Below are 24,200 nucleotides of genomic sequence, written 5' to 3'. Positions count from 1 at the left end.
CTGCACCTTACTCAGTTGGGTGTCCAACTGTTGAGGTGCAGTTCATTGTTATGGAGGGGTATGTTTGCCCGGATTTTTCTTCATTGCAAAAAGAGGGGTGATCCTATGTTTGTGATTGGCATCACACTTATCGATTTTTATTAGCACTTTTTAGGGATAGTCCAGAAATGGACGTAAATATTACGCTTTTTAGCACACCCCGCGTAACGTCTGGCGGTGCGGAGGTATTTCAGAATTATTCATTGACGTAATTTAATGAGATATTTCTCTAAAGGATTGCAAAAAATTACCGTATTTAGGTAGGTCAGTTTTTGTTCGTTTTGCAAATAAAATTAACGAGTGACTGCAGTTTTCATTTTCTTTGGATAGTTGTTCTGGGAATTACAGAATTTTTGGAGGATTTTACGCGCGTGTTGGGACACCTTGTTTTTAGCTTTTCGGATTATTGCCTGTTTTCTGAAAGAAAATTCTTAAGAATTTTCCAGTTGAAAAACAAAGATCTGCGTATTTGATTTTGTTAAGGCGTTTACCCTATTATCCGCGTGTAAAGAAATGTAGTCAGGAAACTTTCACACAGTGGTGATAAGAGGGATTTATGAGCGAGAAAAGCTTCCAGAATGAGATTCCGAAGGCGCGCGTTAATTTAAAACTGGATTTACATACCGGGGGAGCCCAGAAGAAAGTTGAATTACCGCTTAAATTGCTGGTGACTGGCGATTTCAGTAATGGTGCAGAACAAAGACCGTTATCAGAGCGTGAAAAAATCGATGTAAATAAAAATAACTTTAATGCAGTGCTTTCCGAATATTCCCCGAAAGTGAATCTCACTGTTGAAAATACGCTGGCGGGTGATGGCAGCGAAGAGAATATCAGCCTGACATTTCGCGACATCAAGGACTTTACGCCAGAAGAGGTCGCGCGCCAGATCCCCCAACTGAAGGCCATGCTCGCCATGCGCAATTTGCTTCGCGATTTGAAAGCGAATCTGCTGGATAACCAGGGCTTCCGAAAAGAGCTGGAAAAAATCCTGCTTGACCCGGCGCTCAGCCGCGAACTGCGCGATGAATTGTCTGCTCTGGCACCGAAACAGCCGTAACGGTCGCAATGAATTAACGGATTAATGAGGAAATGCTGATGTCTGTACAAAATCAAAATGCCGTTACGGGCGAAAGTGTTGTGCTGGAACGCCCGCAGACGGGCGGCGTTTATGCTTCCCTGTTTGAGAAAATCAATCTCAGCCCGGTTTCTGAACTGAGCGCGCTGGATATCTGGCAGGATGCGCAGGCCATGTCTGATGCGAGCGCTGACGAGCGTCTGACCGCCGGGATGCAGGTGTTCCTGGAATGCCTGAGTAAATCAGGTGCAAAAGTTGAGAAGCTGGATAAGACCCTGATTGACCACCATATTGCCACGCTGGACTACCAGATTAGCCGCCAGCTGGATGCCGTGATGCACAACCCGGAGTTTCAGCGGGTTGAGGGGCTGTGGCGTGGTCTGAAGCACCTGGTGGACAACACCGATTACCGCCAGAACGTCAAAACCGAAATCCTTGATGTCTCCAAAGAAGATCTGCGCCAGGATTTTGAAGACTCTCCGGAAATTATCCAGAGCGGACTGTACGCACACACCTATATCGCAGAATACGACACCCCGGGCGGGGAACCGATCGGGGCGGTGATCTCCGCGTATGAATTCGACGCCAGCCCGCAGGATGTGGCGCTGATGCGCAATATCTCCAAAGTATCGGCGTCAGCGCATATGCCGTTCATTGGCTCTGCCGGGCCGAAATTTTTCCTCAAGGAAAATATGGAGCAGGTGGCTGCCATTAAGGATATCGGCAACTACTTTGACCGCGCGGAATATATCAAATGGAAATCCTTCCGCGAGACGGATGACTCCCGCTATATCGGTCTGGTGATGCCGCGCGTGCTGGGACGTCTGCCTTACGGTCCGGATACGGTGCCGGTGCGCAGCTTCAACTATGTGGAAGAGGTGAAAGGCCCGGATCACGAGAAGTATCTGTGGATCAGTGCGTCATTTGCTTTTGCCGCCAATATGGTTCGCAGCTTTATCAACAACGGCTGGTGCGTTCAGATCCGTGGTCCGCAGGCGGGCGGCGCAGTGCAGGATCTGCCGATCCACCTGTACGATCTGGGTACCGGCAGCCAGGTGAAAATCCCGTCTGAGGTGATGATCCCGGAAACCCGTGAATTTGAGTTCTCAAATCTGGGCTTCATTCCGCTTTCTTACTACAAAAACCGCGATTATGCCTGCTTCTTCTCCGCGAACTCCACGCAGAAACCAGCGCTGTATGACACCGCTAATGCGACGGCCAACAGCCGTATCAACGCCCGCCTGCCGTATATCTTCCTGCTGTCGCGCATTGCGCACTACCTGAAGATTATTCAGCGTGAAAACATCGGCACCACCAAGGATCGCCGTCTGCTGGAACTGGAACTCAACAACTGGGTGAAAGGCCTGGTCACTGAAATGACCGATCCAGGCGATGCGTTGCAGGCGTCTCATCCGCTGCGTGAGGCAAAAGTGGTGGTGGAAGACATCGAGGATAATCCAGGCTTCTTCCGCGTACAGCTGTTTGCCGTGCCGCACTTCCAGGTGGAAGGCATGGACGTGAATCTGTCGCTGGTCAGCCAGATGCCGAAAGCCAAAGCATAAGACGGGGCATCAGGGATGAAAATATTTCGCCCGTTATGGGAAGACGGGGCCTTTCTGGCCCCGCAACAGTTCCAGCAGCAGGCCATATGGGATGCCCATATGGCTGATACGGTGGCCCGAATGGGGCTGGCACAGCCGTGGGGCGTGGTGGCGGCAGAGTTTGATGACAGCCTGCTGGCGCTTTCCCGCCTGAACGCTACACGCCTGACCGTCCGCTTCCCGGACGGCACGCTGATTGATACCGATCTGTCTGACAACCTGCCGCCAGTCTGCGATCTCTCGGCCGCCTCAGGCAGAACGTCCGTGGATATCGTGCTGGCCCTGCCGTTGCTCAGCGCAAACGGTGGCAATCTTGATGACGGCAGCGACAGCGAACGTCCGTGCCGCTGGAAAGCTGAACGGGTTACCGTACAGGAGCTCGCCGGACATGAGCGCAGCGAGCTGGCTGTCCTGCGTCACAGCCTGACGTTGCGCATGGCCCATCAGGAGAATGCGGCGTACCTGACCTGTCCGGTCACCCGGCTGGTACGGGATGCGCAGGGGCTGTGGCGGCGCGACAGCAGCTTTATCCCGCCACTGCTTGCCCTGTCGGCCTGCCCGGCGCTGGTCTGCGATCTTTCCGATTTACTGCATCGTCTTCAGGCCCGCCGTCAGCGGTTGATGTCCATGCGCCGGGAAAGTAATGCCCGGCTTGCCGATTTCGCCGTGGCTGATGTGTCGCTGTTCTGGCTGCTGAATGCCCTGAACAGCGCAGAACCCGTACTGGCCGAACTGCTTGCTGTACCGGACCGTCACCCGGAGCTGGTTTACCGTGAACTTGCCCGGCTTGCCGGCAGCCTGCTGACCTTCTCTCTGGAGCACGATACGCGTGATATTCCTGCGTACCGTCATGATGCACCGGAGCAGGTTTTCCCACCGCTGCTCTCCCTGCTCGACAAACTGCTTGAAGCCAGCCTGCCGTCCCGGGTCGTCTCCATTGAACTGAAACAGGATGGCGTGATGTGGAGAGGCGCTCTGCATGATGCTCGCCTCAGGGAAGGTGCAGATTTCTGGTTATCGGTTCGCTCCGCCATGCCCGCTCATGAGCTGCAGACGAAGTTCCCGCAGCTGTGCAAGGCCGGGAGCCCGGATGACGTATCCGAGGTGGTCAATGTGGCGCTGAGTGGGATGGTTATTCGCCCGGTCACCCATGTACCGGCCGCCATTCCGCTGCGGCTGGAAAACCAGTATTTCGCGCTGGATTTAAGCACGGATGCGGCGCGGGCCATGCTGGACGCGGGAAACTGTACCTTCTATACCCCGGCTTCGCTGGGTGAGGTGAAACTGGAACTCTTTGCGGTGCTGCGGACATGAATCAATCCGGAATCATTCAGGCTGAACAGATTTTCTATCCCGGCTGGCTGATGGTGAGCCAGTTGCGTAGCGGCCAGGAGGTGCAGGACGGCAGGGCGCTGTATCGAAAGGCCCGGCAGCTGGTCACGCAGGCGCGTGACAAACTGGCTGAGGCAGGCTTTAGCCAGGCGAACATCGATACCATGCTCTATGCATTTTGTGCCCTGCTGGACGAGAGCGTCCTTAACCGGGGCAAAGCAGATGATGGCTGGCGCACCTGGCAGCAGGACCCGCTGCAGGCGCACTTTTTTGGCCGGCTTGATGCAGGTGAGGAGCTCTGGGAGCGTATTCGCGAGCAGTTAAAAGCCCCGGTAGCGGATCCGGTGGTGCTGATGTGTCTGTACCGTACCCTGCAGCTCGGCTTTACCGGCCAGTACCGTAGCCAGGATGACGAGCGCCGTGAGGATGTGGTGCGTGCCCTCGGCGAACGGGTACCGCCATTCGCCCTCAGCCAGGATGCGCCACTGGTGGTCCGGGCCGCCGGGCGTCGAACCGGGCGGCGGATGTACTGGCTTTCATGGGGCGCGGGGATCGTGGCGCTGGCGGTAGTCTGGTTTGTGCTCTCATCCTTGCTGGCCGGGCAGGTGGCGCAGATTACGGGGCTGGGATGAGCATGCACGAACGTTCCCGTCTTCTGCTGACGCTGCTGGCCCTGTTTTTAAGCCTGTGGCTGATCCTCGGCTTCTGGCCGCTGTCGGTCACAACCCGGTGGATCCTCTGTCTTCTGGTTGTCACGGCTGCGGGTCTTGTGCTGTGGCGTCAGTGGCACCTGCGGCAGTCCCGTCGTGATGCCCTGAGTCGTTTCAGTGCTGACCACCTGCCTCCGGAGGATTATCAGGGCAGCGTGCTGTTCATTATCGGTGATGCTACGGCCTGGTCTGAATCGGGTCAGCCATTCCGGGAAACGCCTTCGGGCTGGTGGCTGCCGGTAGAGAATCCGGAGCAACTCCCTGTTCTGGCAGAACAGCTGGCGACCGTGCGCCCCGCGCTCGTCCCGCAGGTGGCCGTTATGCTGGGCCTTCTGCCGGAGCGTCATACCTCGGATGATGCGTTCGGGCAGTGGCTGCGGACCTGGCAACGGGCGGTAGCTCAGTGTCGCCCGTGGCTGAACGGCCTGCCGCCGGTGCTGGTGACCCTGACGGTTTCAGGGCCGTCCCGGCCGGATGCCTCAGAGGATGACATACCTGTCCGCTGGTTTACCGTAACGCCGGACCTGCCGGGTGTCCGGGTGCGTCTGCCGGCTTTGGGGGCGATCCCCGTGAGCGACTGGCTGCGGGAAAGCCCTGTCACAGACCGTCTGTCACGCCTGGGGGAGGCCTTCTGGCTGGATGCCATGCAGGCTTGGTACGACCGTGCGGTGGGAGCGCAGCTTAATACCCGCCAGGGCGATTTGCCTGCCCTTCCTCCCGTAGCCGCAGGATTCTGCCTGGCACCGGTGGCGGCAAAAGCGGACAACCTGTGGCAGCAGCATATCACGGCCCTCACGACCCTGCCGCCGTCGGCTGACATGCAGGCGGCGATATTGCCCCTGCCGGATATTTTGCTGGCGGGGCTATCGCGCCGCCGTGGACTCAGCCGCAGCCAGCAACGCTGGCGTCAGGCCGGAATGATTGCAGGCCTGTTTCTGCTGCTGGCAATGCTGGCCTCCTTTATCAATAACCAGCGGCTGCTCAACAGCGTCGGCGATCATCTGGCGCTTTACCATCGCCTGGACGGGAAGCCTCCTGCACCGAAGACGCAGGCACAACAGCGCCTCAAAGCGGACAGTAACCTGCTGGATGACTGGCTACGTCGCGGTGCGCCGCTGCGGTACGGGCTGGGCCTGTATCAGGGGCTGCGTCTGATCCCGCCGGTGGAGGCTGCGCTCAGTGACTGGGCTCCACCACCTCCTCCTCGCCCGGTCATTAATAAGGTGGTGCAGGGGCCGAAGACCGTCCGCCTTGACAGCCTCTCACTGTTTGACTCCGGCAAAGCCGAACTTAAACCCGGCTCGGTGAAGCTGCTGGTGAATTCGCTGGTGGGAATTAAGGCGAAGCCCGGCTGGCTGATCGTGGTCAGTGGCCACACGGATAACACCGGTAACCCGCATCTTAACCAGAGGTTGTCACAGGCTCGCGCCACAGCGGTGCGCGACTGGATGCGCGACACCGGCGACGTGCCGGAGAGCTGCTTTGCGGTGCAGGGCTACGGCGAGAGCCGTCCTGTCGCCACCAACGACACGCCGGAAGGCCGGGCGCTGAACCGCCGTGTCGAAATCAGTCTGGTGCCGCAGGCGAACGCCTGTCAGCTGCCGGGCAACACCCCCGCGCCATCGCAGGATGATGGCGTCTCAAAAAATGAAATGGAGTAATTAACATGGCAATTCCTGTTTATCTGTGGCTGAAGGACGACGGCGGTGCGGACATCAAAGGGTCCGTGGACGTTCAGGATCGTGAAGGCAGCATCGAGGTGGTGGCGCAGGAACACAACCTGTACATCCCGACCGACAACAACACCGGCAAGCTGACCGGCACCCGTATCCACACGCCGTTCCTGTTCACCAAGGAAATCGACTCCTCCAGCCCGTATCTGTACAAGGCGGTGACCACCGGCCAGACCCTGAAATCTGCGGAATTCAAGTGGTACAAAATCAACGATGCCGGCCAGGAAGTGGAGTACTTCAACACGAAGCTTGAGAACGTGAAGGTGGTGAAGGTGAATCCGGTGATGCATGACATCAAGGATCCGTCTTTCGAGAAGCACAACCACCTGGAGCAGATTGAGCTGCGCTACGAAAAAATCACCTGGACCTACAAGGACGGCAACATCATTCATTCCGATTCCTGGAACGAACGCGCCACCGCCTGAGTCTCGTGCGGGCGGGTTCTCCCGTCCGCCGTTTTTGCTGAACGCCTGTAGCCGCGGACGTTCAGCAAAGAAAAACACAGCCTGCCTGCCCGACCTTATGCGCTTTGGGTTCCTGAATACCAGGAAAAGCGACGGGCGGTAGCGTGTCCGGAACTGATAAAGAGAGAGTCTCATGGAAAATCCAGCCAGCCTGTTACGTCGTCTGAACCCCTACTGTGCCCGCGCGATGGAAGGTGCAGCCTCCCTGTGCCAGACCCGCGCCCATGCGGAAATCCTGCCCGAGCACTGGCTGCTGAAGCTGCTGGAGCAGGGGGAGGGCGACCTCACCGTGCTGGCCCGCCGTTATGAATGGGACATGGACGGGATATGGCAGGATTTGCTGAATTTTCTGGAGAAGCTGCCCCGTTCAGTGCGCGGCCGCCCGCAGCTTTCGGACAGCACTCAGACCCTGATGCAGGACGCGTGGCTGCGCGCCTCGCTGGCAGGCGAAGCGCATATCCGCAGCATTCACCTGCTGATGGCGCTGGTGGACCGGCAGAGCCTGGTGCGCTGCGACGGCTTATGGCCGCTGCTGACGCTGGGGCAGAGCCAGCTTGAGCGTCTGCGACCGCTGCTGGATGCGCAGTCAGACGAGCGCGAAGAGGTACAGCAGGAAGAGGAGCTGGCGCAGGGCGGCAGCGTGCCGCTGTCCGGCGGTGAGGTGAAAGAGGGCGAACTGAATCCGGCCCTGCAGAACGCGCTGGACAAGTTCACCCTTGACGTCACCGCTAACGCGCGTGAGGGCAAAATCGACCCGGTGTTCGGCCGCGACAATGAAATCCGCCAGATGGTGGATATTCTCTCGCGGCGTCGCAAGAACAACCCGATTCTGGTCGGCGAGCCGGGCGTGGGGAAAACCGCCCTGGTGGAGGGGCTGGCGCTGCGCATCGCCGACGGGAACGTGCCGGAGTCCCTGAAAACGGTGAGCCTGCGCACGCTGGACCTCGGCCTGCTGCAGGCGGGGGCGGGCGTGAAGGGTGAGTTTGAGCAGCGCCTGAAAAACGTCATCGACGCGGTACAGCAGTCTCCGTCCCCGGTGCTGCTGTTCATCGACGAGGCCCACACCATTATCGGGGCGGGCAACCAGGCCGGTGGCGCCGATGCGGCCAACCTGCTGAAGCCCGCGCTCGCCCGCGGTGAACTCAGAACCATCGCCACCACCACCTGGAGCGAGTACAAGCAGTACTTTGAGCGCGACGCCGCGCTGGAGCGCCGCTTCCAGATGGTAAAGGTGGAGGAACCGGACGACGACACCGCCTGCCTGATGCTCCGGGGCCTGAAATCCCGCTACGCGCAGCACCACGGGGTGCACATTACCGATGAGGCGGTCAGGGCGGCGGTGACCCTTTCCCGGCGTTACCTGACCGGCCGCCAGCTGCCGGACAAGGCGGTTGACCTGCTGGACACCGCGTCGGCCCGCGTGCGCATGAGCCTCGACACCGTGCCGGAGCCGCTGACCCGGATGAAGGCGCAGCTCACGGCCCTGGCGATGGAGAAGCAGGCGCTGCTGGAGGATATCGCGGTGGGTAACCTCACCCACGATGAACGTCTGGCGGCCATCGAGCAGGACGAGGTCCGCATTATTCTGGAGCTCGACGAACGGGAGGCGCAGTACGGCCAGGAGCTGAAACTCACGGAAGCGCTGGTGGCCTGCCGCGCAGATATCTCCCGTCAGGCGGAGATTTCAGACCTGCAACAGCAACTGAGTGAAGCTCAGCAGGACAACCCGCTGCTGGAGCTGGACGTGGATGCGCGTACCGTCGCCACGGTGATTGCCGACTGGACGGGCGTGCCGCTCTCGTCATTAATGAAGGACGAGCAGACGGAGCTGTTACGCCTCGAAGAGCACCTCGGTAAACGCGTGGTGGGCCAGGATGCGGCGCTGAGCGCCGTGGCGCAGCGCCTGCGCGCGTCCAGAGCCGGCCTGACGCCGGAGAACGGGCCGCAGGGCGTGTTCCTGCTGGCGGGGCCGAGCGGGGCGGGGAAAACCGAAACCGCGCTGGCGCTCGCCGATGCGCTCTATGGCGGAGAAAAGTCGCTGATTACCATCAACCTCTCCGAGTACCAGGAGCCGCACACCGTGTCGCAGCTGAAGGGTTCCCCGCCGGGCTACGTCGGCTACGGCCAGGGCGGTATTCTCACCGAAGCGGTGCGCAAGCGCCCGTACAGCGTGGTGCTGCTGGACGAAGTGGAAAAGGCCCACCGGGACGTGATGAACCTGTTCTACCAGGTCTTTGACCGCGGCTTTATGCGCGACGGCGAGGGGCGTGAAATCGACTTCCGTAATACGGTGATTCTGATGACCTCCAACCTGGGCGGCGACCACATCATGCAGATGCTGGACGAACAGCCGGAGGCGACAGAGGCCGGCCTGCACGAGCTTGTCCGTCCGCTACTGCGCGACCACTTCCAGCCTGCGCTGCTGGCGCGTTTTCAGACGGTGCTCTACCGCCCGCTCAGTGAGGCCGCCATGCGCACCATCGTGGCGATGAAGCTGGACAGGGTCTCACAGCGCCTTGCCCGTCACTACGGTATCCGCACGACCATTGATGAGAGCCTGTACGACGCGCTGACCGCGGCCTGCCTGCTGCCGGATACCGGGGCGCGCAATATCGACAGCCTGCTGAACCAGCAGATCCTGCCGGTGCTGAGTCAGCAGTTGCTGACCTACATGGCCGCGAAACAGAAACCACAGTCGCTGACTCTGGGATGGAGTGAGGAAGAGGGGATTGTGATGGCGTTTGATGAAAGCAATGGTGAATCTCAGCAGGAAAATATAGATGGACAGTGCTAAAGAAATAGCCAGAGATATGTTGGAGGCCATTAATATTAAAGGCGATGGCTTTCTTGGGGCCGTCGGGAAAGGTATCATTTCTTTACCGGTCAGTCTCGGTTATATGGGGTATGATTTTATAGATACTGAGCACCGGCGTGAGAATCAGGATGACAAATTCAGGATGGCCAGGTTAGTAAAAACAATGACTTTCAATAGAGATCTTATTGAAAAGGTTATTAGTCCATTCATGGAGGATTTTGCATCGCGTATTGATATGGAAAAGATTTCTACCATTATTAGTAATGTAGGCGGAGAAATTATAGGGAAGGTCTTTTTTGCTCAGCTTACCGGGATTAATCTTGGAAGGGCTATATCCTCACGCGGCGTGTCTGCATTTTTCTCGGGTTATATGTCAGGGCTACTGCTGGCGATTGGCGGTGAGGTATCAAGAGCCATTTATACATCAAGACAACTTAAGGGAAGAAATATCGTATTGCATAATAAATTACAGTGTATGGGGGATTTAGATCTTTTGTATTTTCTTGTTGAGGATATTGTTAAACCTTTTGAAAAGGCTTGCGAGATCAGCAATGCAGACAAGGAAAAGTTTAACAGAATATGTGAGCATTTTTTCGGTGGTCTATGAATTTTAAAAAAATAGCCTTAGTTATTATATCCAGGGTTGTTTGCGCTGCCGGAATGACAATGGGGGCTTTAGGTACTGTTTCTTTAATATGGTTTGTCTTTTTTTCAATAAATGATATGCGTTTTTACTGGGCTGGGATGTCAGTAGCAGGAATCTGTATTGGCTATTTCGTGTATAGATTTTCTCTGCGTTATATATATGATGAATGGGGTAATTACCATTAATTCAATCGAAGCTAAGATCTAATAAGTCTGGCAAATATTTTTTTTGGTGGATTATGAAGATAAAACGGATATTACTTATAATCCTATCCCGACTTATCCGTGGCGGGGGTATGGGGTTAGGTGCGTCGGGTATACTATTCACAATCTGGTTCTTTTTTCTCTCGTCTTCTGAATTTAAATATCTGTGGGGTTTGCTCTCGGCTGTGGTCTTTTTTGCGGGTTATCTGATGTATCGATTTGCATATGCATATATTTACGATGAATGGGATGATTATCATTGATTTATCCTAAAAGTAAAACTTAACGGCCATCATTATATAATTACTGCACAATACAGATTACGGACATGGAGTTAACAATATGAGTCTGAAAGATACGCTTTCAAATATTATCCCTCCCCCATTGAATCGCTACCATTTAAATATTCCTTCCTGTCCGTCACCGCTGGATGTTGAGCATTTCAGCGGCAGGGAGGGGCTGAGTCAGACCTATTATTACATCATCAATTTTACCAGTACTGACAACTATCTGGATGCCAGCCTGCTGCTGCGTAAATCAGCAACATTTACATTGGGTACGGGAGTGCTTCAGGATCTGGTGAACCAGAAAGCAGTACACGGTGTCATCACCGATTTTCGCCGCATATCGGGCTCTGCCGACCAGGCAAAATATCAGGTTACACTGGAACCTTCCCTTAAGCTGCTGGACAAACAGCATCGTTCCCACCGATTTTTCGTTAATAAATCGGTGCCTGAGGTAGTGACAGAAGTTCTCCAGGAGCACGGCCTTAAAGGCTGGGAGTTTGAATTCAGGCTCAAAAAAACTTACCCGAAACGCGAGCAGATTAACCAGTATCAGGAAAGCGATCTGACATTTATCCAGCGTCTTCTGGCGGAGGTGGGAATTTTTTATTTTTTCACCCTGCAACCGGATACGCAGACGGAAGTGGTGCATTTTGGCGATAGTCAGGCAGCTCTGACGTTTGACAAGACGCTGGCGATAAATAGCCCGTCCGGCATGAATGATAACGGGGCGGATTCAGTGTGGGGGGCTGAATGTTACGCACAACGTGGCGGAAGCCAGCGTCACCACGAAAGACTATAACCATCGTGAAGCGCAGTATCTTTTGCAGTCCGCTCCGGCAGATATGACGCGCGGCGATGGCGACGGGATTAACTATGGTGAGGTATACCATTATCATCTTCGTCATCTTGAGCAGGGTGATAAAATTGACCCGACGCCAGAGACGGCCAACTTTTATGCCCGCCTCGACCATGAGCGTTTTCTGGCGGAGCAGGTGCGGATAACGGGCAACAGTACGGACGCCACGCTGGCACCCGCGCAGGTTCTGACCATTACCGATAGTCTTCCGCCAACGCTGCCTGCGCCGCTGCACAATCCTGTGCTGCTCACCGGTGTCGGTTTTACCGCGAGTCGTAAGGAAGCCCTGCAGGTTGTTCTGAAGGGGGTGCCCTACAGTGAGGTTATCTGCTGGCGTCCTCCTTTACTTCCGCGGCCGAAAGTCACCGGCACCATGACCGCCCGAGTGACCAGTGCAAAAGAAGGGGATATCTACGCCTGGCAGGATGCATCAGGCCTGTACCGGGTGAAATTTGATGCTGACCTGGATGACAAAAATCCGGGCCAGGAAAGTATGCCGGTGCGTCTGGCGAAGCCTTACGGCGGCGACGTGTACGGTTTTCACTTCCCGCTGATACAGGGAACGGAGGTGGCGATAGCGTTCCACGAAGGCGACCCCGACCGTCCGTATATCGCCCATGCCCTGCATGATTCCCGCCATGTTGACCATGTGACGGAGAAGAACAGCACCCGAAATGTGATCCGCACTGCTGCGTTTAACAAACTGCGGATGGAAGACAAACGGGGTGAGGAACATATCAAGCTCAGTACCGAATATGGGGGTAAGACGCAGCTTAATTTAGGTCACAACGTCAATGCGTCCAGGGAGCTTCGGGGGGAAGGTGCTGAGCTGCGTACCGACAGGCATGTTTCCATTCGTGGTGGGGCTGGTGTGTTTATCACGGCTGATACGCAGTCTTCAGCTAAGGGAATGATGCTAGATATGGCAGCAGCTTTAAGCCAACTGGAGCAGGCTCAGAATCTGACAGAGTCGTTAAATAGTGCAGCAGAGACGGCAAGGGCAGAACTGGCAGATTTACAAATACAGAAGGCTTTGCTAAGTGACACACTGCGAGACCTCAAAAAAGCAGCTTTACTGTTATCTGCCCCAGAAGGCATTGCACAGGTGACACCGAAAACTTTGCAATTATCCGCAGGAGAAAATATCACGGCGACCAGTGGTGGGAATACAGATTTTAGTATTCTGAAAAAACTGACTGTTGCTGCGGGTGAATTAATCAGTCTGTATGCCCAAAAAAAGGGGGTAAAATTATTTGCTGGTAAAGGGAAGATGGAAATTCAGGCGCAGAATGATGAGATGACGTTGGATGCTCTGAAGGATGTTCGAATCAGTAGCAGTGAAGGGAAAATAGTCATTAGTGCGAAAAAGGAGATAATTTTGTGTGGTAGCGGTGGAGCCTATATCAGAATTGGTGATGGAGTAGTGGAAAGCGGGGCACCGGATAAGATTATTGAGCGAGCAGCCGTGTGGCAAAAATTTACAGGGCAAAGCACCAGTCAAATGTTGAATCAATATCAACAGGGTAATTATGAAGTGCAGCCAACTCTGGTTTGGTGTGGGACAAAGACTCCTGTATCTAATCGCCAGACGGTATTGGATAGCGATATGGGGGTAATTGCTGAAAAGACGACATCTGATGGCAATACATCCAGACAGAATTTTAATGCAGTCAGTAGTGTTCGCCTCACCGTGAATAAAGAGAGTTGATAACGATGAAAGATACTGATGAAATAATAAAAATTTATCCAACATATGATAAAGCTGGAAATGCACAGTACGATCTGCATAGCCAACCAAAAGGGAGTGAGCTCGTTCAGCAATGTATTGTGTATCCAGAACGGGTGATACCCGTTGTTTTTATTCCAGGGGTAATGGGGAGTAACCTCAAAAGCAATCGTAAGAATGGCCAGAAAATCTGGAATCTTGACAGCACGGCGAGTATTGCTTTCACATGGCTTGGTGCAAGTGCTGTCATTCGGAAAAAGAAACTCGATCCGTCATTAACCGAAGTAGATGATAGCGGTAAGGTTGATGAAAAAGAGGAGACCTTACTGCTGAAAACCCGCCGGGAGAGGGGGTGGGGAAGTGTGGCATATACAAGCTATGCTCCCTTTCTTTCTTGGTTGCAGGATGAATTGAATGATTTCGAGGCCACGGGAGAACGCGGTAAACTGCTGACCAAAACGCAATTGATGGATTCTGGGGATATTTCGCTGCAACAAGAAGACATTGATTTAACCTACCGATATATCTATCCAGTTTTTGCGGTGGGATATAACTGGCTCCAGTCGAATGCGGATTCAGCCAAAGATCTGGCAGCCAAAATAGACAAAGAGATAATCCAATTTTACCAGAAGAAAGGGCGAAAATGTGAAAAAGTGATCCTGATTACGCATTCAATGGGAGGATTAGTTGCCCGCCATTACACCCAGAACCTAGGGGGAGAAACAAAAGTACTGGGCGTAGTGCACGGGGTGATGCCAGCCTTGGGGGCCGCAGCCACCTATCGCAGAATGAAAGCAGGGACGGAATATCCGGAAGGGAGCATTGAGGGATGGGCAACTTCACAGACTCTGGGGGGCAATGCGGAAGCCATGACTGCTATACTATCACAGGCTCCCGGCCCGATGCAGCTACTGCCAGGGAGGGATTATGGTATGCGATGGTTGAAGATAATGGATGGGAAGGATGTGCATTTCTATCCAAAAGAGGATCCTTACAGTGAAATTTATCTACAGAGAGATAAGTGGTGGGGTCTCTGTGAAGCGCAGTTAATTAATCCGGGAGTTAGAGCTACTCAGAAAGAACAAGACCAAAGTTGGGCTAATTTCGCCAAAATTATAGATCGAACAGTAAGTCCATTTATAGAAGAACTTTCTGGGAAATATCATTCCAATACCTATGCCTTTTACAGTTGTGAATCATCATTCGCATCATATGGCGATATTATCTGGCAGTCAAAAACCCCAGTAATAGAACAGTGGATGAACCGGGGGCGTAGCCGAAGGCCGGAAGATGGACGTGCACTGGATAAAACCGAAAACTCAACCAGTCGTAGTGTCTCAACTCCACTGGACGGAAAAGGATGGGCACAGGGAATCTATCAGACCTGGAAACTTCTACCCCCGCAAGAACCCGGTGATGGTACTGTGCCGGAACGTTCCGGAAGAATTGCCGGGCATCATTTACGGGCCCGCTACCCTGTTTCCGTGCAACACGAACCCGCTTATCAACATGTGCTGGCACAGCAATTCACGCTGCGGGCATTGGTGAAAATTATCCAGGATGTGAAGCAGACGACACTGGCTTATTCATGAAACTAAAAAAACATTTATTGGCAATATTTGCTGTGGCCGCAGGTTTAACTGGCTATTACTTATACGGCGGGTATCCTCCAGAAATAAAACTAACAGAGCAGGAGAATAGTGTGGTGAATACATTTCTGGATGAGATGACGACTCGCTGTGTTGGCCGCTACCTGATTGATATGCCTGAATCATTTTCGGTCACAAATGATAATATAAAGGCTTTTATTAATGAGGCGCCGGTAAAAACAGTAAGGATTTACCGCACGGCATTCGAGCAGAAAATCAGGCTCAGGGAAGAAACCTTGAGGCAGGAGAAAACCGTTAATCCGCAGGACATGCCTTATCTTAAACAGATCTATCCGTTACCGGCAGGGATGGAAGGGGTTGTTTTTGAAAGAAACAGGAGTATTTCTATGCCGGATTCTGCTCGTACATTAGAAGCACTTGTTTACACTAATGGTGTGGCGGTTGAGATTGAAATGAAGGCAAGAAATGGATTATCCTCCCGATATGATGATGATAGAAAAGATATACCGGAGATTTATGGTAATACAGTTCCTGAGAAACTGGCTGAGTTGATCCAGTTGCTCAAAAGGATAACAGGTAAAAAGGATACGGAAATTCCACAGCAGGCAGGGTTTTGCCTTCCGGAAGTTTTTATCGCAGATGGTTTAGGAGAGAATAAGGAAGAGCTTCATATAACTTACACTTCAAATAAATATCCTCGGGCTGATTTTGATTTTTCGACGGACAATTTCAATAAAGCCGAAGACACTATGCTGGACAGAAGTGCTGAGATGGACAAAGTTATAACAGCAGCGGAAGGCCGAACCATTCAAAAAGGAAAGCGGAAAATCAATGGCCTTTATACGGAGGAATGGCTGGTTTTCGGGAATATAAGTAATGATGAAAAAGGGCTGCGTTTTGTGTTTCATTCTAATGAGAATGTAACTCAGCCTGAGTCACCCTGGATGTATATTAGTTTTTTACAACGAGGTCTGTCGGGTAATCATCAGTTGACAGAAAATGAAGCAGTAAGCACCTGGGAGAACATTACCGGTACGTTGAGGTTGCGCCCTGGGGCATTTCGTAAGTGATTTATTGTATCGTGTGTAAACCTTTTTATATAGGGTTGATGTGGCTGGTATTTATTGCAGGATAGTGTGTGGAATTATTGCAGGCACGTTATCTTGTTCATGTGCAGCACTATTCAACCTGTCAATATACGCTGGCACAGCAATTCACGCTGCGTGTGTTGGTTAAAATTATCCAAGATGTAAAGCAGACGACACTAGCTTATTCATGAAACTAAAAAAACATTTATTGGCAATATTTGCTGTGGCCGCAGGTTTAACTGGCTATCACTTATACGGTGGATATCCGCCAAAATTAAAATTAACAGCACAGGAGGCTAGCGTGGTGAATACTTTTCTGGATAATATGACGACCCGCTGTATAGGACGCTATTTGATTGATATTCCTCAAGCATATTCGGTAACGAGTGATAATATTCTGGCATTTATAAATGAGGCATCAGTAAAAACGAAAAGACTATACCGTCCGGCATTTGAGCAGAAAATCCGACTCAGGGAAGAAGCCTTAAGGAAAGAGAAAACTGTTAATCCACAGGATATGCCTTATCTTAAACAGGTCTATCCATTACCGATAGGGATGGAGGGGGTTGTTTTTGAAAGAAACGAAAGCGACTCAGTGCCCGATGTTGGTCGGATATTAGAAGCACACCTTTATACAAATGGTGTTGCAGTGGAAATTGCTATGAAAGCAGATAATGGTTCTGCTAAGCGTTATACTGAAAGACGTGGTAAATATCCTGAGCTTTATGGTAATACAGTTCCTGAGAAACTGGCTGAGTTGATCCAGTTGCTGAAAAGGATATCAGGAAAAAAGGATACGGAAATTCCACAGCAGGCAGGGTTTTGCCTTCCGGAAGTTTTTATTGCAGATGGTTTAGGAGAGAATAAGGAAGAGCTTGATATAACTTACACTTCAAATAAATATCCTCGGGCTGATTTTGATTTTTCGACGGACAATTTCAATAAAGCCGATGACACTATGCTGGACAGAAGTGCTGAGATGGACGAAATTATAACAGCAGCGGAAGGCCGAACCATACAAAAAGGAAAACGGAAAATCAATGGCCTTTATACGGAGGAGTGGATGGTTTTCGGGAATATAAATAATGATGAAAAAGGGCTGCGTTTTGTGTTTCATTCTAATGAGAATGTAACTCAGCCTGAGTCACCCTGGATGTATATTAGTTTTTTGCAACGAGGTCTGTCGGGTAATCATCAGTTGACAGAAAATGAAGCAGTAAGCACCTGGGAGAATATTACCGGTACGTTGAGGTTGCGCCCGGGAGCGTATCATAAGTAATTTATTGTAATTTATTTGGATTTTTATATAGGGAGGGATGTGGTTGGTTTTTATTTGTTGTTGGGTGATTTGATTGAGTTTCTACTAATAATTAAATGGTTCGCTTTTCATTTTTCTAAATATTTTTAATCTATTATTTAATGTCTTATGACTCCGCTCGCTTCTGTTTCTTTACCACGCTCCTGATTTTTGTAATAGTTATAGTTTTTCTTTAAATAGAGTATATTTGAATGATTGCAGTAAAAAAAGAAAATTTTCAGGTTAAATAAATTAGCCATGTGCTGAAATGCTATTGCTATTTAAATTAAACAAAAGAGGTATGCTATGCCAGCATTAGTTTGCCTTGGCGATGCCACTACTCATGGTGGTAAGGTCATTTCGGCTTCTTCTACAATGTTTATTAATGGGGGGCAGGTGGCACTTGTCGATGATCTCGTATTCTGTCCAATACCGGGACATGGTACAAACCGTATTATTGAAGGCGATCCCACGGCAACTGAAGAAGGAATATCTATTGTTGTCGATGGCTGTCTTTGTGAATGCGGTTGTAGGGTTATCAGTTCTCACATCGAAAACAGTATCGAGTCATAATCATGTCATGGCCTATCCCTGATATACAAGAAAAACAATCCCTTTCTCGTCCCGATTTAAAAAAATGGGGGGGAGTATTTTTAATGATGCTGGTGACAGGTATAACCTTAAATCTGCTTGTTGGCAGAGATACCCGTTACGTGCATGTCTTTCTTTATGGTGTGCTACCTGCCATTTTCCTGTGGTTATTTCTTTTTGGGTGGGCCTGGCATCGTTATGAACAATCCATGAATGCTGCTCTGTTATGGAATAATGAAGCTGAACGAACAAAATTACACTGGAAAAATTGGTGTATGAAACAATGGCTCATTGTGGGAAATGTAGTTATGACGCCCGAAGAGCAAGGAGTAAAGGTTTTTTTTGGGAGTTATGCTGATATACCCGCATTTCCCAAAAAAGCACGCCCGCTATTTTCTGCATTTTCTACTTTACCCACTCGATTACAGTATGTGGACGAGCAGTTAGAGAGACAATATCCTGGTTATAGACGTAGTTTGTATACAGTCATCGTATTGCTTACTGACAGGCCTCGCGAGGAATCGACAAGTCTGGCTGTTTATGAGCAATGGGATTTGTATCCCGAATATGCAAACTCGATTGAGGAAGTGCAATCACGCGCTCAGCAGGACGGCCTGATTCTTTTGCTTGGCCTGCAGGTTTGGCCGGAGGGGGAAACGGGTAAATACAGTGAGTTCATTTCAGGGCAACTGATCGCGTCACCTTTATTGGTTGACCAATGTAAGTTGACAGTATTGGCTGGGCTAGGAAGAATTTTGCCTTCCAAAGACTTAATTAAAGATATAGGCATTTTGTTTGAATATAACTCGGTCGATTATAATAATCTCCAACATGTATGGCTTGCAGACATTGATGGTGAAAACCGAAAGCAAATTGTCCAGTATGCCTATGCACAACAGTGGCATTTGCCACCAAAATATCCTTGTTTTTCTCTGGATCATTCATTTGGTCCTAACGGACCATTGGCATTTCCCGTATATATAGCATTGATGGTAGATGCTGCAATCAGTACAGATGAAATGCAATTGCTAATCTTTCGGCAGAAGAAAAGTGTGTACTCACTTTGCTTGATCACCCGGGAGCTATTTCAATGACCAAAGGAAAAACTACGCCAGCAACTGAAGTGCGTTACAGCATCAGTGGATACGTTATATTAATTATTGGTCTTGCCGGGATATGTGCATTACTGTTATTTCTAAATCAGGACAGCGTGGTGGCTAATGGAATCACGTTGCGCAAAGCATGGTCTATTTGGGGAGGCGTGTTTTCAGCATTATTATTATGTATCACTGCTTCACCATTCTGGTTGCAGAGAAAGCAGAGGAAGGCACAGATCATTTATAGTCCAGAGAATATAAACGATCGTAAAGATAATCAGTCTATCAAGAAAGAGACTCTTTCCCCCCGTATTCTGTTACTCAGGGATTTGCGTCGGCATCTTAGATCCACTTACGGTTTATTGTGGTTTCGTAGAACCCGCATCCTGCTAATAACCGGCACCGTCGCTGAGGTTGAACTACTGACTCCCGGTCTTACTTCCCAACTATGGCAGGAAGACCGTGGCACGTTGTTGTTGTGGGGGGAGATCTTAATACACCAATCGACAGTGCCTGGTTGACCGCGCTGCGTAAACTGCGTCGTCGTCCTGTTGATGGCGTGGTGTGGGTAACGTCGGCGTTTGACCGGTTGTCTGCCCCCTGTCTGGACCCAGTAATTCCGGTGCCGTCTGAAAGCACCATGGATTACCTGTCTCATGCCATCAGCAACCTCATGGATGCGCTGGGCTGGAAACTTCCCCTGTACGTCTGGTCTCTGCACCCGCGTGCCGGTAAGCCGGAAGGGCGCATTGTGCAGGCGACAGGCTGTCTGTTGCCTGCCGGTTGTCGTACCGAGGGGCTGACTGAACAACTCTCCACCCTCATGCCGGAGTTGATTTCGCATGGGCTGCAGCAGATCTGTGGTGATGTGAAACATAACTTCTTGCTAACTCTGGCTGACCAGCTTATTCGCGAGCCACAGAGCGTGACCGCACCGCTGTCGGTGATGCTCAATCCGTACCGCCCGTTGCCGCTGGCTGGCGTAATGTTCAGTCAGCCTTCTGCCGGAGCTGAACGTGCCGTTCAGCATCGCTGGTTTATGGACAGACGCTGGGATGTGCTGCCTGCTTCTGTCCGGATGCTACCAGCGGCACTTCGTCCACGCAGGCGGGGCATACCGTGGCATAAGGTGATGGCTTCAATTGTCGTCTCGATGATGGTGGGATGGGGTGTATGGATGGGGATCGCATATGTTGCCAACCGCAGCCTGGTCTCGAACGCACAGGAGCAGGTCCGGCGGACGCTGGACACCCGGCAGCCTGAGGCCGGGCGGTTGCAGGCGCTGTCTGAAATGCAAAAAACCATATCCCGCCTGCAATACCGAGAGGCGCACGGGGCGCCCTGGTACCTTCATGCCGGGATGAACCAGAACGCAGCCCTGCTGGCGGCGGTGTTACCCCGCTACGCGCAGGGCGTATTACCTCTGCTGCGTGATGCCGCCGCCGGGCACCTTCAGCAGCAGCTTGAGGGCTTTATCCAGCTTCCGCCGGACAGCCCGCAGCGCAGCCGGATGGCAAAAGCCGCATATGACCAGCTCAAACTCTACCTGATGCTGGCATACCCGCAGCGGATGGAGCCTGTCTGGTTCAGCCGCACACTGATGCGGGACTGGCCCCAGCGTGAGGGCGTCGCACAGGGGATCTGGCAGGCGAAGGGGCTGGATCTGCTGGCTTTTTACGGCGCGCAGTCTGCAGCGCATACGCAGTGGCAGTTGCCAGCGAATGACGGGCTTGTCAGTCAGGCCCGAACCCTGCTGGTCCGCCTGATGGGGGTGCGTAACAGTGATGCCACGCTGTACCAGAAAATGCTCTCGCAGGTGGCGCACCAGTATGCAGACATGCGTCTTGCAGACATGACCGGCGATACGGACGCCGCCCGGCTCTTCACTACCGATGATGTGGTGCCCGGGATGTTCACCCGCAAGGCCTGGGAGGAGGCTGTTCAGCCAGCCATTGATCGGGTGGCAAAAGGGCGGCGTGAAGAGATGGACTGGGTGCTAACGGACAGCGGCAAGACATCGCAGCAGCAGGCTTCACCGGAAGAGGTCAGGCAGCGCCTGACGGCACGCTATTTTGCCGATTTCGGCGGCGCCTGGCTGGCTTTCCTCAACGGCCTGCGCTGGCAGAAAGCGGAAACGCTCTCTGATGCCATTGACCAGCTGACGCTGATGGCGGATGTGCGTCAGTCGCCGCTGGTTGCCCTGATGAATACCCTGAATGTCCAGGGTCGTACCGGCAGAACCGGCGAGGCGGTGGCTGATTCGCTGGTTAAATCCGCCAGAAACCTGCTTTCCCGGGATACGCAACCGGCCATTGACCAGAGTGCGGTTGCGCACGGGCCGCTGGATGCTACCTTCGGGCCGGTGCTGGCACTGATGGATAATCATGGCGGTGGCAGCGACGTGCTCAGCCTCAAGACCTTCCTGACCCGGGTGACGCAGGTGCGTCTGCGCCTGCAGCAGGTCACCAACTCTTCCGACCCGCAGGCCATGACCCGGACGCTGGCGCAAACCGTGTTTCAGGGGAAGGCGGTGGATTTAACCACCACCCGCGACTACGGCAGCCTGATGGCGGCAGGGCTCGGCCAGGAGTGGAGCGGCTTTGGCCAGACTGTTTTTGTCCGGCCGATGGAGCAGGCTTGGCAGCAGGTGTTGTCTCCGGCGGCGGAAAGCCTGAACGCACAGTGGAGGGCGTCGGTGGTAGATGAGTGGAACAGTACCTTTGGCGGACGTTATCCGTTCAAAAATGTCAGCAGCGACGTGTCGCTTCCCCTGCTGGCGAAATACCTCAACGCCGACGCCGGGCGTATCGCCCGCTTCCTTCAGGGCAACCTGAACGGCGTGTTACACCGCGAAGGGAGCCGCTGGGTACCGGATAGTATTAATGCGCAGGGGCTGAATTTTAACCCGGCCTTTTTACGCGCGGTCAACACGCTGAGCCAGATTGCGGATGTGGTATTCACCAATGGTGAAGCCGGTCTGCACTTTGATTTACGCCCCGGGACGGCAGCAGGAGTCATGCAGACGGACATGGTGATTGATGGCCAGAAGCTGACCTACGTCAACCAGATGCCCACCTGGAAACGCTTCACCTGGCCTGCTGACACCGAGGCGCCGGGAGCCGCCTTAAGCTGGATCAGCACCCAGGCCGGTACGCGGCAGTATGCCGATATGCCCGGAAGCTGGGGGCTTATCCGCCTGCTGGATGAAGCCGATGTGCAGCCTTATTCCGGAGCCGCCAGCAGCTTCAGCGTGCGCTGGAAGGCGCAGGACGGCAGGCTACTTAACTACATTCTGAGAACGGAAGCGGGGGCCGGACCGCTCGCGCTGCTAAAACTGCGTAACTTTGTTCTGCCGGATACGATTTTCAGCGTCAGCGCCGCCCCGCAGGCGGATATGGATTTTGCCGGTATCACCGAAGAAGGAGACAACTGATGGCGACCATTCATTCCCTGCTCAGCGCCTGTCTGGCCACAGCAGAAGAGACGGGGGCCAGAGCGCAGGCGCGTATCGCCCTGTGGGACAACTGGCTTGCGCCGGTTGCCGCGGACAATCCTGCCGGGGATGACCCCGGTTACGATGACGACTTCCAGCAGATGCGTGAGGAGGTCAATAAGCTCTCCGGGGCTGATACGGAGCTTGTCTGCCAGCTTGCGGAAAAGGTTCTGACCACAACGGCCAAGGATATCCGCGTGGCGACGTACTACACCTGGGCCCGTCTGCACAGGGACGGGGAAAGCGGTCTGGCGGACGGCCTCGAGCTGCTGGCCGGGCTGCTTCAGCGTTATGGTAGTCAACTGCATCCGCTACGCGACCGTAGCCGGACGGCGGCGCTGGCGTGGCTGGGCAGTACCCGCATGCTGGACAGTCTCTCACTTTATCCCGAGGTGGCGAAGGCTGATACCCTGCGTATCGCCGGTGCGCTCTGGCTGACCGAGCAAACATTCACTGACGATGCTTCCCGCCCGGAACTGGGTGGCCTGTATCAGGCGCTCGAGGCCCGGCTGATGAAATCCGGCGGTGTCGATGCCATTGTCCCCCAGAACGTGGCCGATACGCCTGCTCCCGCTGCAGGCAGCAGCCCACCCGTCTTGTCCGGTATCACCTCCGGACAGGACCTGCTCTCACAGGCGAGGGTGCTGGCGAAATACCTGCGTGACCAGCCAGACGGCTGGCTCGCAGGGCATCATCTGATGAACAGCATCCGCCACGACACCCTGCATCAGTTACCACCGCTATCGGCAGATGGCAAAACCCGTATTGAGCCGCCTAAACCGGACCAGCGCGCTGCTGAAACGGCTGTACCTGCAGCAAAGCTGGCTGGAACTGCTGGAGCAGGGCGACAGCATGTTTACCCGGGGAGCCAACCACCTGTGGCTGGATTTGCAGTGGTATAGCCATCAGGCGCTGGTGAAGTCCGGGCAGGAAGCGCTTGCCGATATCGTACAGAACGACCTGAATGGGCTGCTCACCCGCCTGCCGGGCCTTGAGACGCTGGGCTTTAACGACGGCACGCCGTTTGCGGATGAAGTGACGCTGAACTGGATACGCCAGCAGGTGATGGATGGCGGTGTCCACTGGCAGGACGAGACATCCGTGACAGCGGCGGCAGCCACCGGGGATAACGATATTCTGGCGCTAGAGCCGGAAGCCTTACAGATTGCCGACAGCGAAGGAGCGGATGCGGCGCTTTCCTGGTTACAGAAGCGGCCCGGCATTACCACAGCACGCCAGCAGTGGCTGTTGCGCCTGCTTATGGGACGTGTCGCTGAGCAGGTCGGCAAAAATGAGCTGGCGGTGCATCTGTTTGCAAAACTGGATGAACAGGCTGGCGGGATGACGCTCAGTGACTGGGAGCCGGAACTGCTGTTCGAAGTGCGCGCCCGTCACCTCAAGCTCCTCAGGCTGAAAGCCGGACGCAGTGAAGCCGATAAAACCCGCCTGGCTCCTGTGATGGACACGTTACTGGCAGGGCTGATTGCTATTGACCCTGCCCGTGCAGCGGTATTGTGTGGATAAAGTGAAAGAGAAA

At 53.3% G+C, this 24,200-nt stretch carries 13 protein-coding genes and 3 pseudogenes; all 16 read left to right on the top strand.

The window, feature by feature from the left end; genetic code table 11:
• Window positions 1–595: 595 nt before the first annotated feature.
• The 16 genes and pseudogenes from tssB (at window position 596) to tssA (ending at window position 24,187) form a co-directional block, all read left to right on the top strand.
• Complete coding sequence (gene tssB / locus HWQ14_RS02095) at window positions 596–1,096, top strand: type VI secretion system contractile sheath small subunit (protein ID WP_014830481.1); 501 nt, start codon at window positions 596–598, stop codon at window positions 1,094–1,096.
• Between the two features lie 32 nt (window positions 1,097–1,128).
• Complete coding sequence (tssC, locus tag HWQ14_RS02090) at window positions 1,129–2,676, top strand: type VI secretion system contractile sheath large subunit (protein WP_176608833.1); 1,548 nt, start codon at window positions 1,129–1,131, stop codon at window positions 2,674–2,676.
• 15 nt (window positions 2,677–2,691) lie between these two features.
• Window positions 2,692–4,029, top strand: coding sequence for a type VI secretion system baseplate subunit TssK (gene tssK / locus HWQ14_RS02085; protein ID WP_176608832.1), 1,338 nt, complete (start codon window positions 2,692–2,694; stop codon window positions 4,027–4,029).
• A complete protein-coding gene (gene tssL / locus HWQ14_RS02080) occupies window positions 4,026–4,679 on the top strand; it encodes a type VI secretion system protein TssL, short form (protein WP_176608831.1) in 654 nt (217 codons plus the stop codon). Before tssK ends, tssL begins: the two co-directional genes overlap by 4 nt.
• A 2-nt stretch (window positions 4,680–4,681) precedes the next feature.
• The gene (locus HWQ14_RS02075; protein ID WP_176608830.1) at window positions 4,682–6,418 is read left to right on the top strand and encodes an OmpA family protein; all 1,737 of its coding nucleotides are present in this window, start codon (window positions 4,682–4,684) and stop codon (window positions 6,416–6,418) included.
• Window positions 6,419–6,423: 5 nt separating this feature from the next.
• On the top strand, window positions 6,424–6,915 hold the full coding sequence (gene hcp, locus HWQ14_RS02070; RefSeq protein ID WP_001007319.1) for a type VI secretion system effector Hcp: 492 nt from the start codon (window positions 6,424–6,426) through the stop codon (window positions 6,913–6,915).
• Between the two features lie 172 nt (window positions 6,916–7,087).
• The gene (gene tssH / locus HWQ14_RS02065; RefSeq protein WP_176608829.1) at window positions 7,088–9,748 is read left to right on the top strand and encodes a type VI secretion system ATPase TssH; all 2,661 of its coding nucleotides are present in this window, start codon (window positions 7,088–7,090) and stop codon (window positions 9,746–9,748) included.
• Window positions 9,735–10,376: a hypothetical protein gene (locus tag HWQ14_RS02060; protein ID WP_176608828.1), complete on the top strand. Its 642-nt coding sequence runs from the start codon at window positions 9,735–9,737 to the stop codon at window positions 10,374–10,376. Before tssH ends, HWQ14_RS02060 begins: the two co-directional genes overlap by 14 nt.
• A 584-nt stretch (window positions 10,377–10,960) precedes the next feature.
• Window positions 10,961–13,469, top strand: a pseudogene (locus HWQ14_RS02055) (type VI secretion system Vgr family protein).
• A gap of 5 nt (window positions 13,470–13,474) precedes the next feature.
• A complete protein-coding gene (locus HWQ14_RS02050) occupies window positions 13,475–15,079 on the top strand; it encodes an esterase/lipase family protein (RefSeq protein ID WP_176608827.1) in 1,605 nt (534 codons plus the stop codon).
• Window positions 15,076–16,167 carry a T6SS immunity protein Tli4 family protein gene (locus HWQ14_RS02045; RefSeq protein ID WP_176608826.1) on the top strand — a complete coding sequence of 364 codons (1,092 nt, stop codon included), beginning with the start codon at window positions 15,076–15,078 and terminating at the stop codon, window positions 16,165–16,167. The genes HWQ14_RS02050 and HWQ14_RS02045 overlap by 4 nt, the downstream gene beginning before the upstream one ends.
• Before the next feature lie 205 nt (window positions 16,168–16,372).
• Window positions 16,373–17,464 (top strand): T6SS immunity protein Tli4 family protein, encoded by a 1,092-nt coding sequence (locus HWQ14_RS02040; RefSeq protein WP_176608825.1) that lies wholly within the window; start codon window positions 16,373–16,375, stop codon window positions 17,462–17,464.
• Window positions 17,465–17,788: 324 nt separating this feature from the next.
• The gene (locus HWQ14_RS02035; RefSeq protein WP_176608824.1) at window positions 17,789–18,055 is read left to right on the top strand and encodes a PAAR domain-containing protein; all 267 of its coding nucleotides are present in this window, start codon (window positions 17,789–17,791) and stop codon (window positions 18,053–18,055) included.
• A 2-nt stretch (window positions 18,056–18,057) separates the two neighbouring features.
• The gene (locus HWQ14_RS02030) at window positions 18,058–19,167 is read left to right on the top strand and encodes a hypothetical protein (RefSeq protein WP_176608823.1); all 1,110 of its coding nucleotides are present in this window, start codon (window positions 18,058–18,060) and stop codon (window positions 19,165–19,167) included.
• A pseudogene (locus HWQ14_RS02025) lies at window positions 19,164–22,603 on the top strand (ImcF-related family protein). Before HWQ14_RS02030 ends, HWQ14_RS02025 begins: the two are co-directional and overlap by 4 nt.
• A pseudogene (tssA, locus tag HWQ14_RS02020) lies at window positions 22,603–24,187 on the top strand (type VI secretion system protein TssA). Before HWQ14_RS02025 ends, tssA begins: the two co-directional pseudogenes overlap by 1 nt.
• Window positions 24,188–24,200: the final 13 nt, after the last annotated feature.

It is taken from the genome of Enterobacter cloacae, from assembly GCF_013375935.1.
GTDB classification, from domain to species: domain Bacteria; phylum Pseudomonadota; class Gammaproteobacteria; order Enterobacterales; family Enterobacteriaceae; genus Enterobacter; species Enterobacter pasteurii.
Note: the sequence above shows the minus strand (reverse complement) of the source record. Positions and strands in the feature narration are given on the sequence as shown.

What these genes read in the sequence shown, in the direction of transcription:
- tssB (WP_014830481.1), top strand. Translation starts at nt 596, where the DNA reads ATGAGCGAGAAAAGCTTCCAGAATGAGATTCCGAAGGCGCGCGTTAAT.
- tssC (WP_176608833.1), top strand. Translation starts at nt 1,129, where the DNA reads ATGCTGATGTCTGTACAAAATCAAAATGCCGTTACGGGCGAAAGTGTT.
- tssK (WP_176608832.1), top strand. Translation starts at nt 2,692, where the DNA reads ATGAAAATATTTCGCCCGTTATGGGAAGACGGGGCCTTTCTGGCCCCG.
- tssL (WP_176608831.1), top strand. Translation starts at nt 4,026, where the DNA reads ATGAATCAATCCGGAATCATTCAGGCTGAACAGATTTTCTATCCCGGC.
- HWQ14_RS02075 (WP_176608830.1), top strand. Translation starts at nt 4,682, where the DNA reads ATGCACGAACGTTCCCGTCTTCTGCTGACGCTGCTGGCCCTGTTTTTA.
- hcp (WP_001007319.1), top strand. Translation starts at nt 6,424, where the DNA reads ATGGCAATTCCTGTTTATCTGTGGCTGAAGGACGACGGCGGTGCGGAC.
- tssH (WP_176608829.1), top strand. Translation starts at nt 7,088, where the DNA reads ATGGAAAATCCAGCCAGCCTGTTACGTCGTCTGAACCCCTACTGTGCC.
- HWQ14_RS02060 (WP_176608828.1), top strand. Translation starts at nt 9,735, where the DNA reads ATGGACAGTGCTAAAGAAATAGCCAGAGATATGTTGGAGGCCATTAAT.
- HWQ14_RS02050 (WP_176608827.1), top strand. Translation starts at nt 13,475, where the DNA reads ATGAAAGATACTGATGAAATAATAAAAATTTATCCAACATATGATAAA.
- HWQ14_RS02045 (WP_176608826.1), top strand. Translation starts at nt 15,076, where the DNA reads ATGAAACTAAAAAAACATTTATTGGCAATATTTGCTGTGGCCGCAGGT.
- HWQ14_RS02040 (WP_176608825.1), top strand. Translation starts at nt 16,373, where the DNA reads ATGAAACTAAAAAAACATTTATTGGCAATATTTGCTGTGGCCGCAGGT.
- HWQ14_RS02035 (WP_176608824.1), top strand. Translation starts at nt 17,789, where the DNA reads ATGCCAGCATTAGTTTGCCTTGGCGATGCCACTACTCATGGTGGTAAG.
- HWQ14_RS02030 (WP_176608823.1), top strand. Translation starts at nt 18,058, where the DNA reads ATGTCATGGCCTATCCCTGATATACAAGAAAAACAATCCCTTTCTCGT.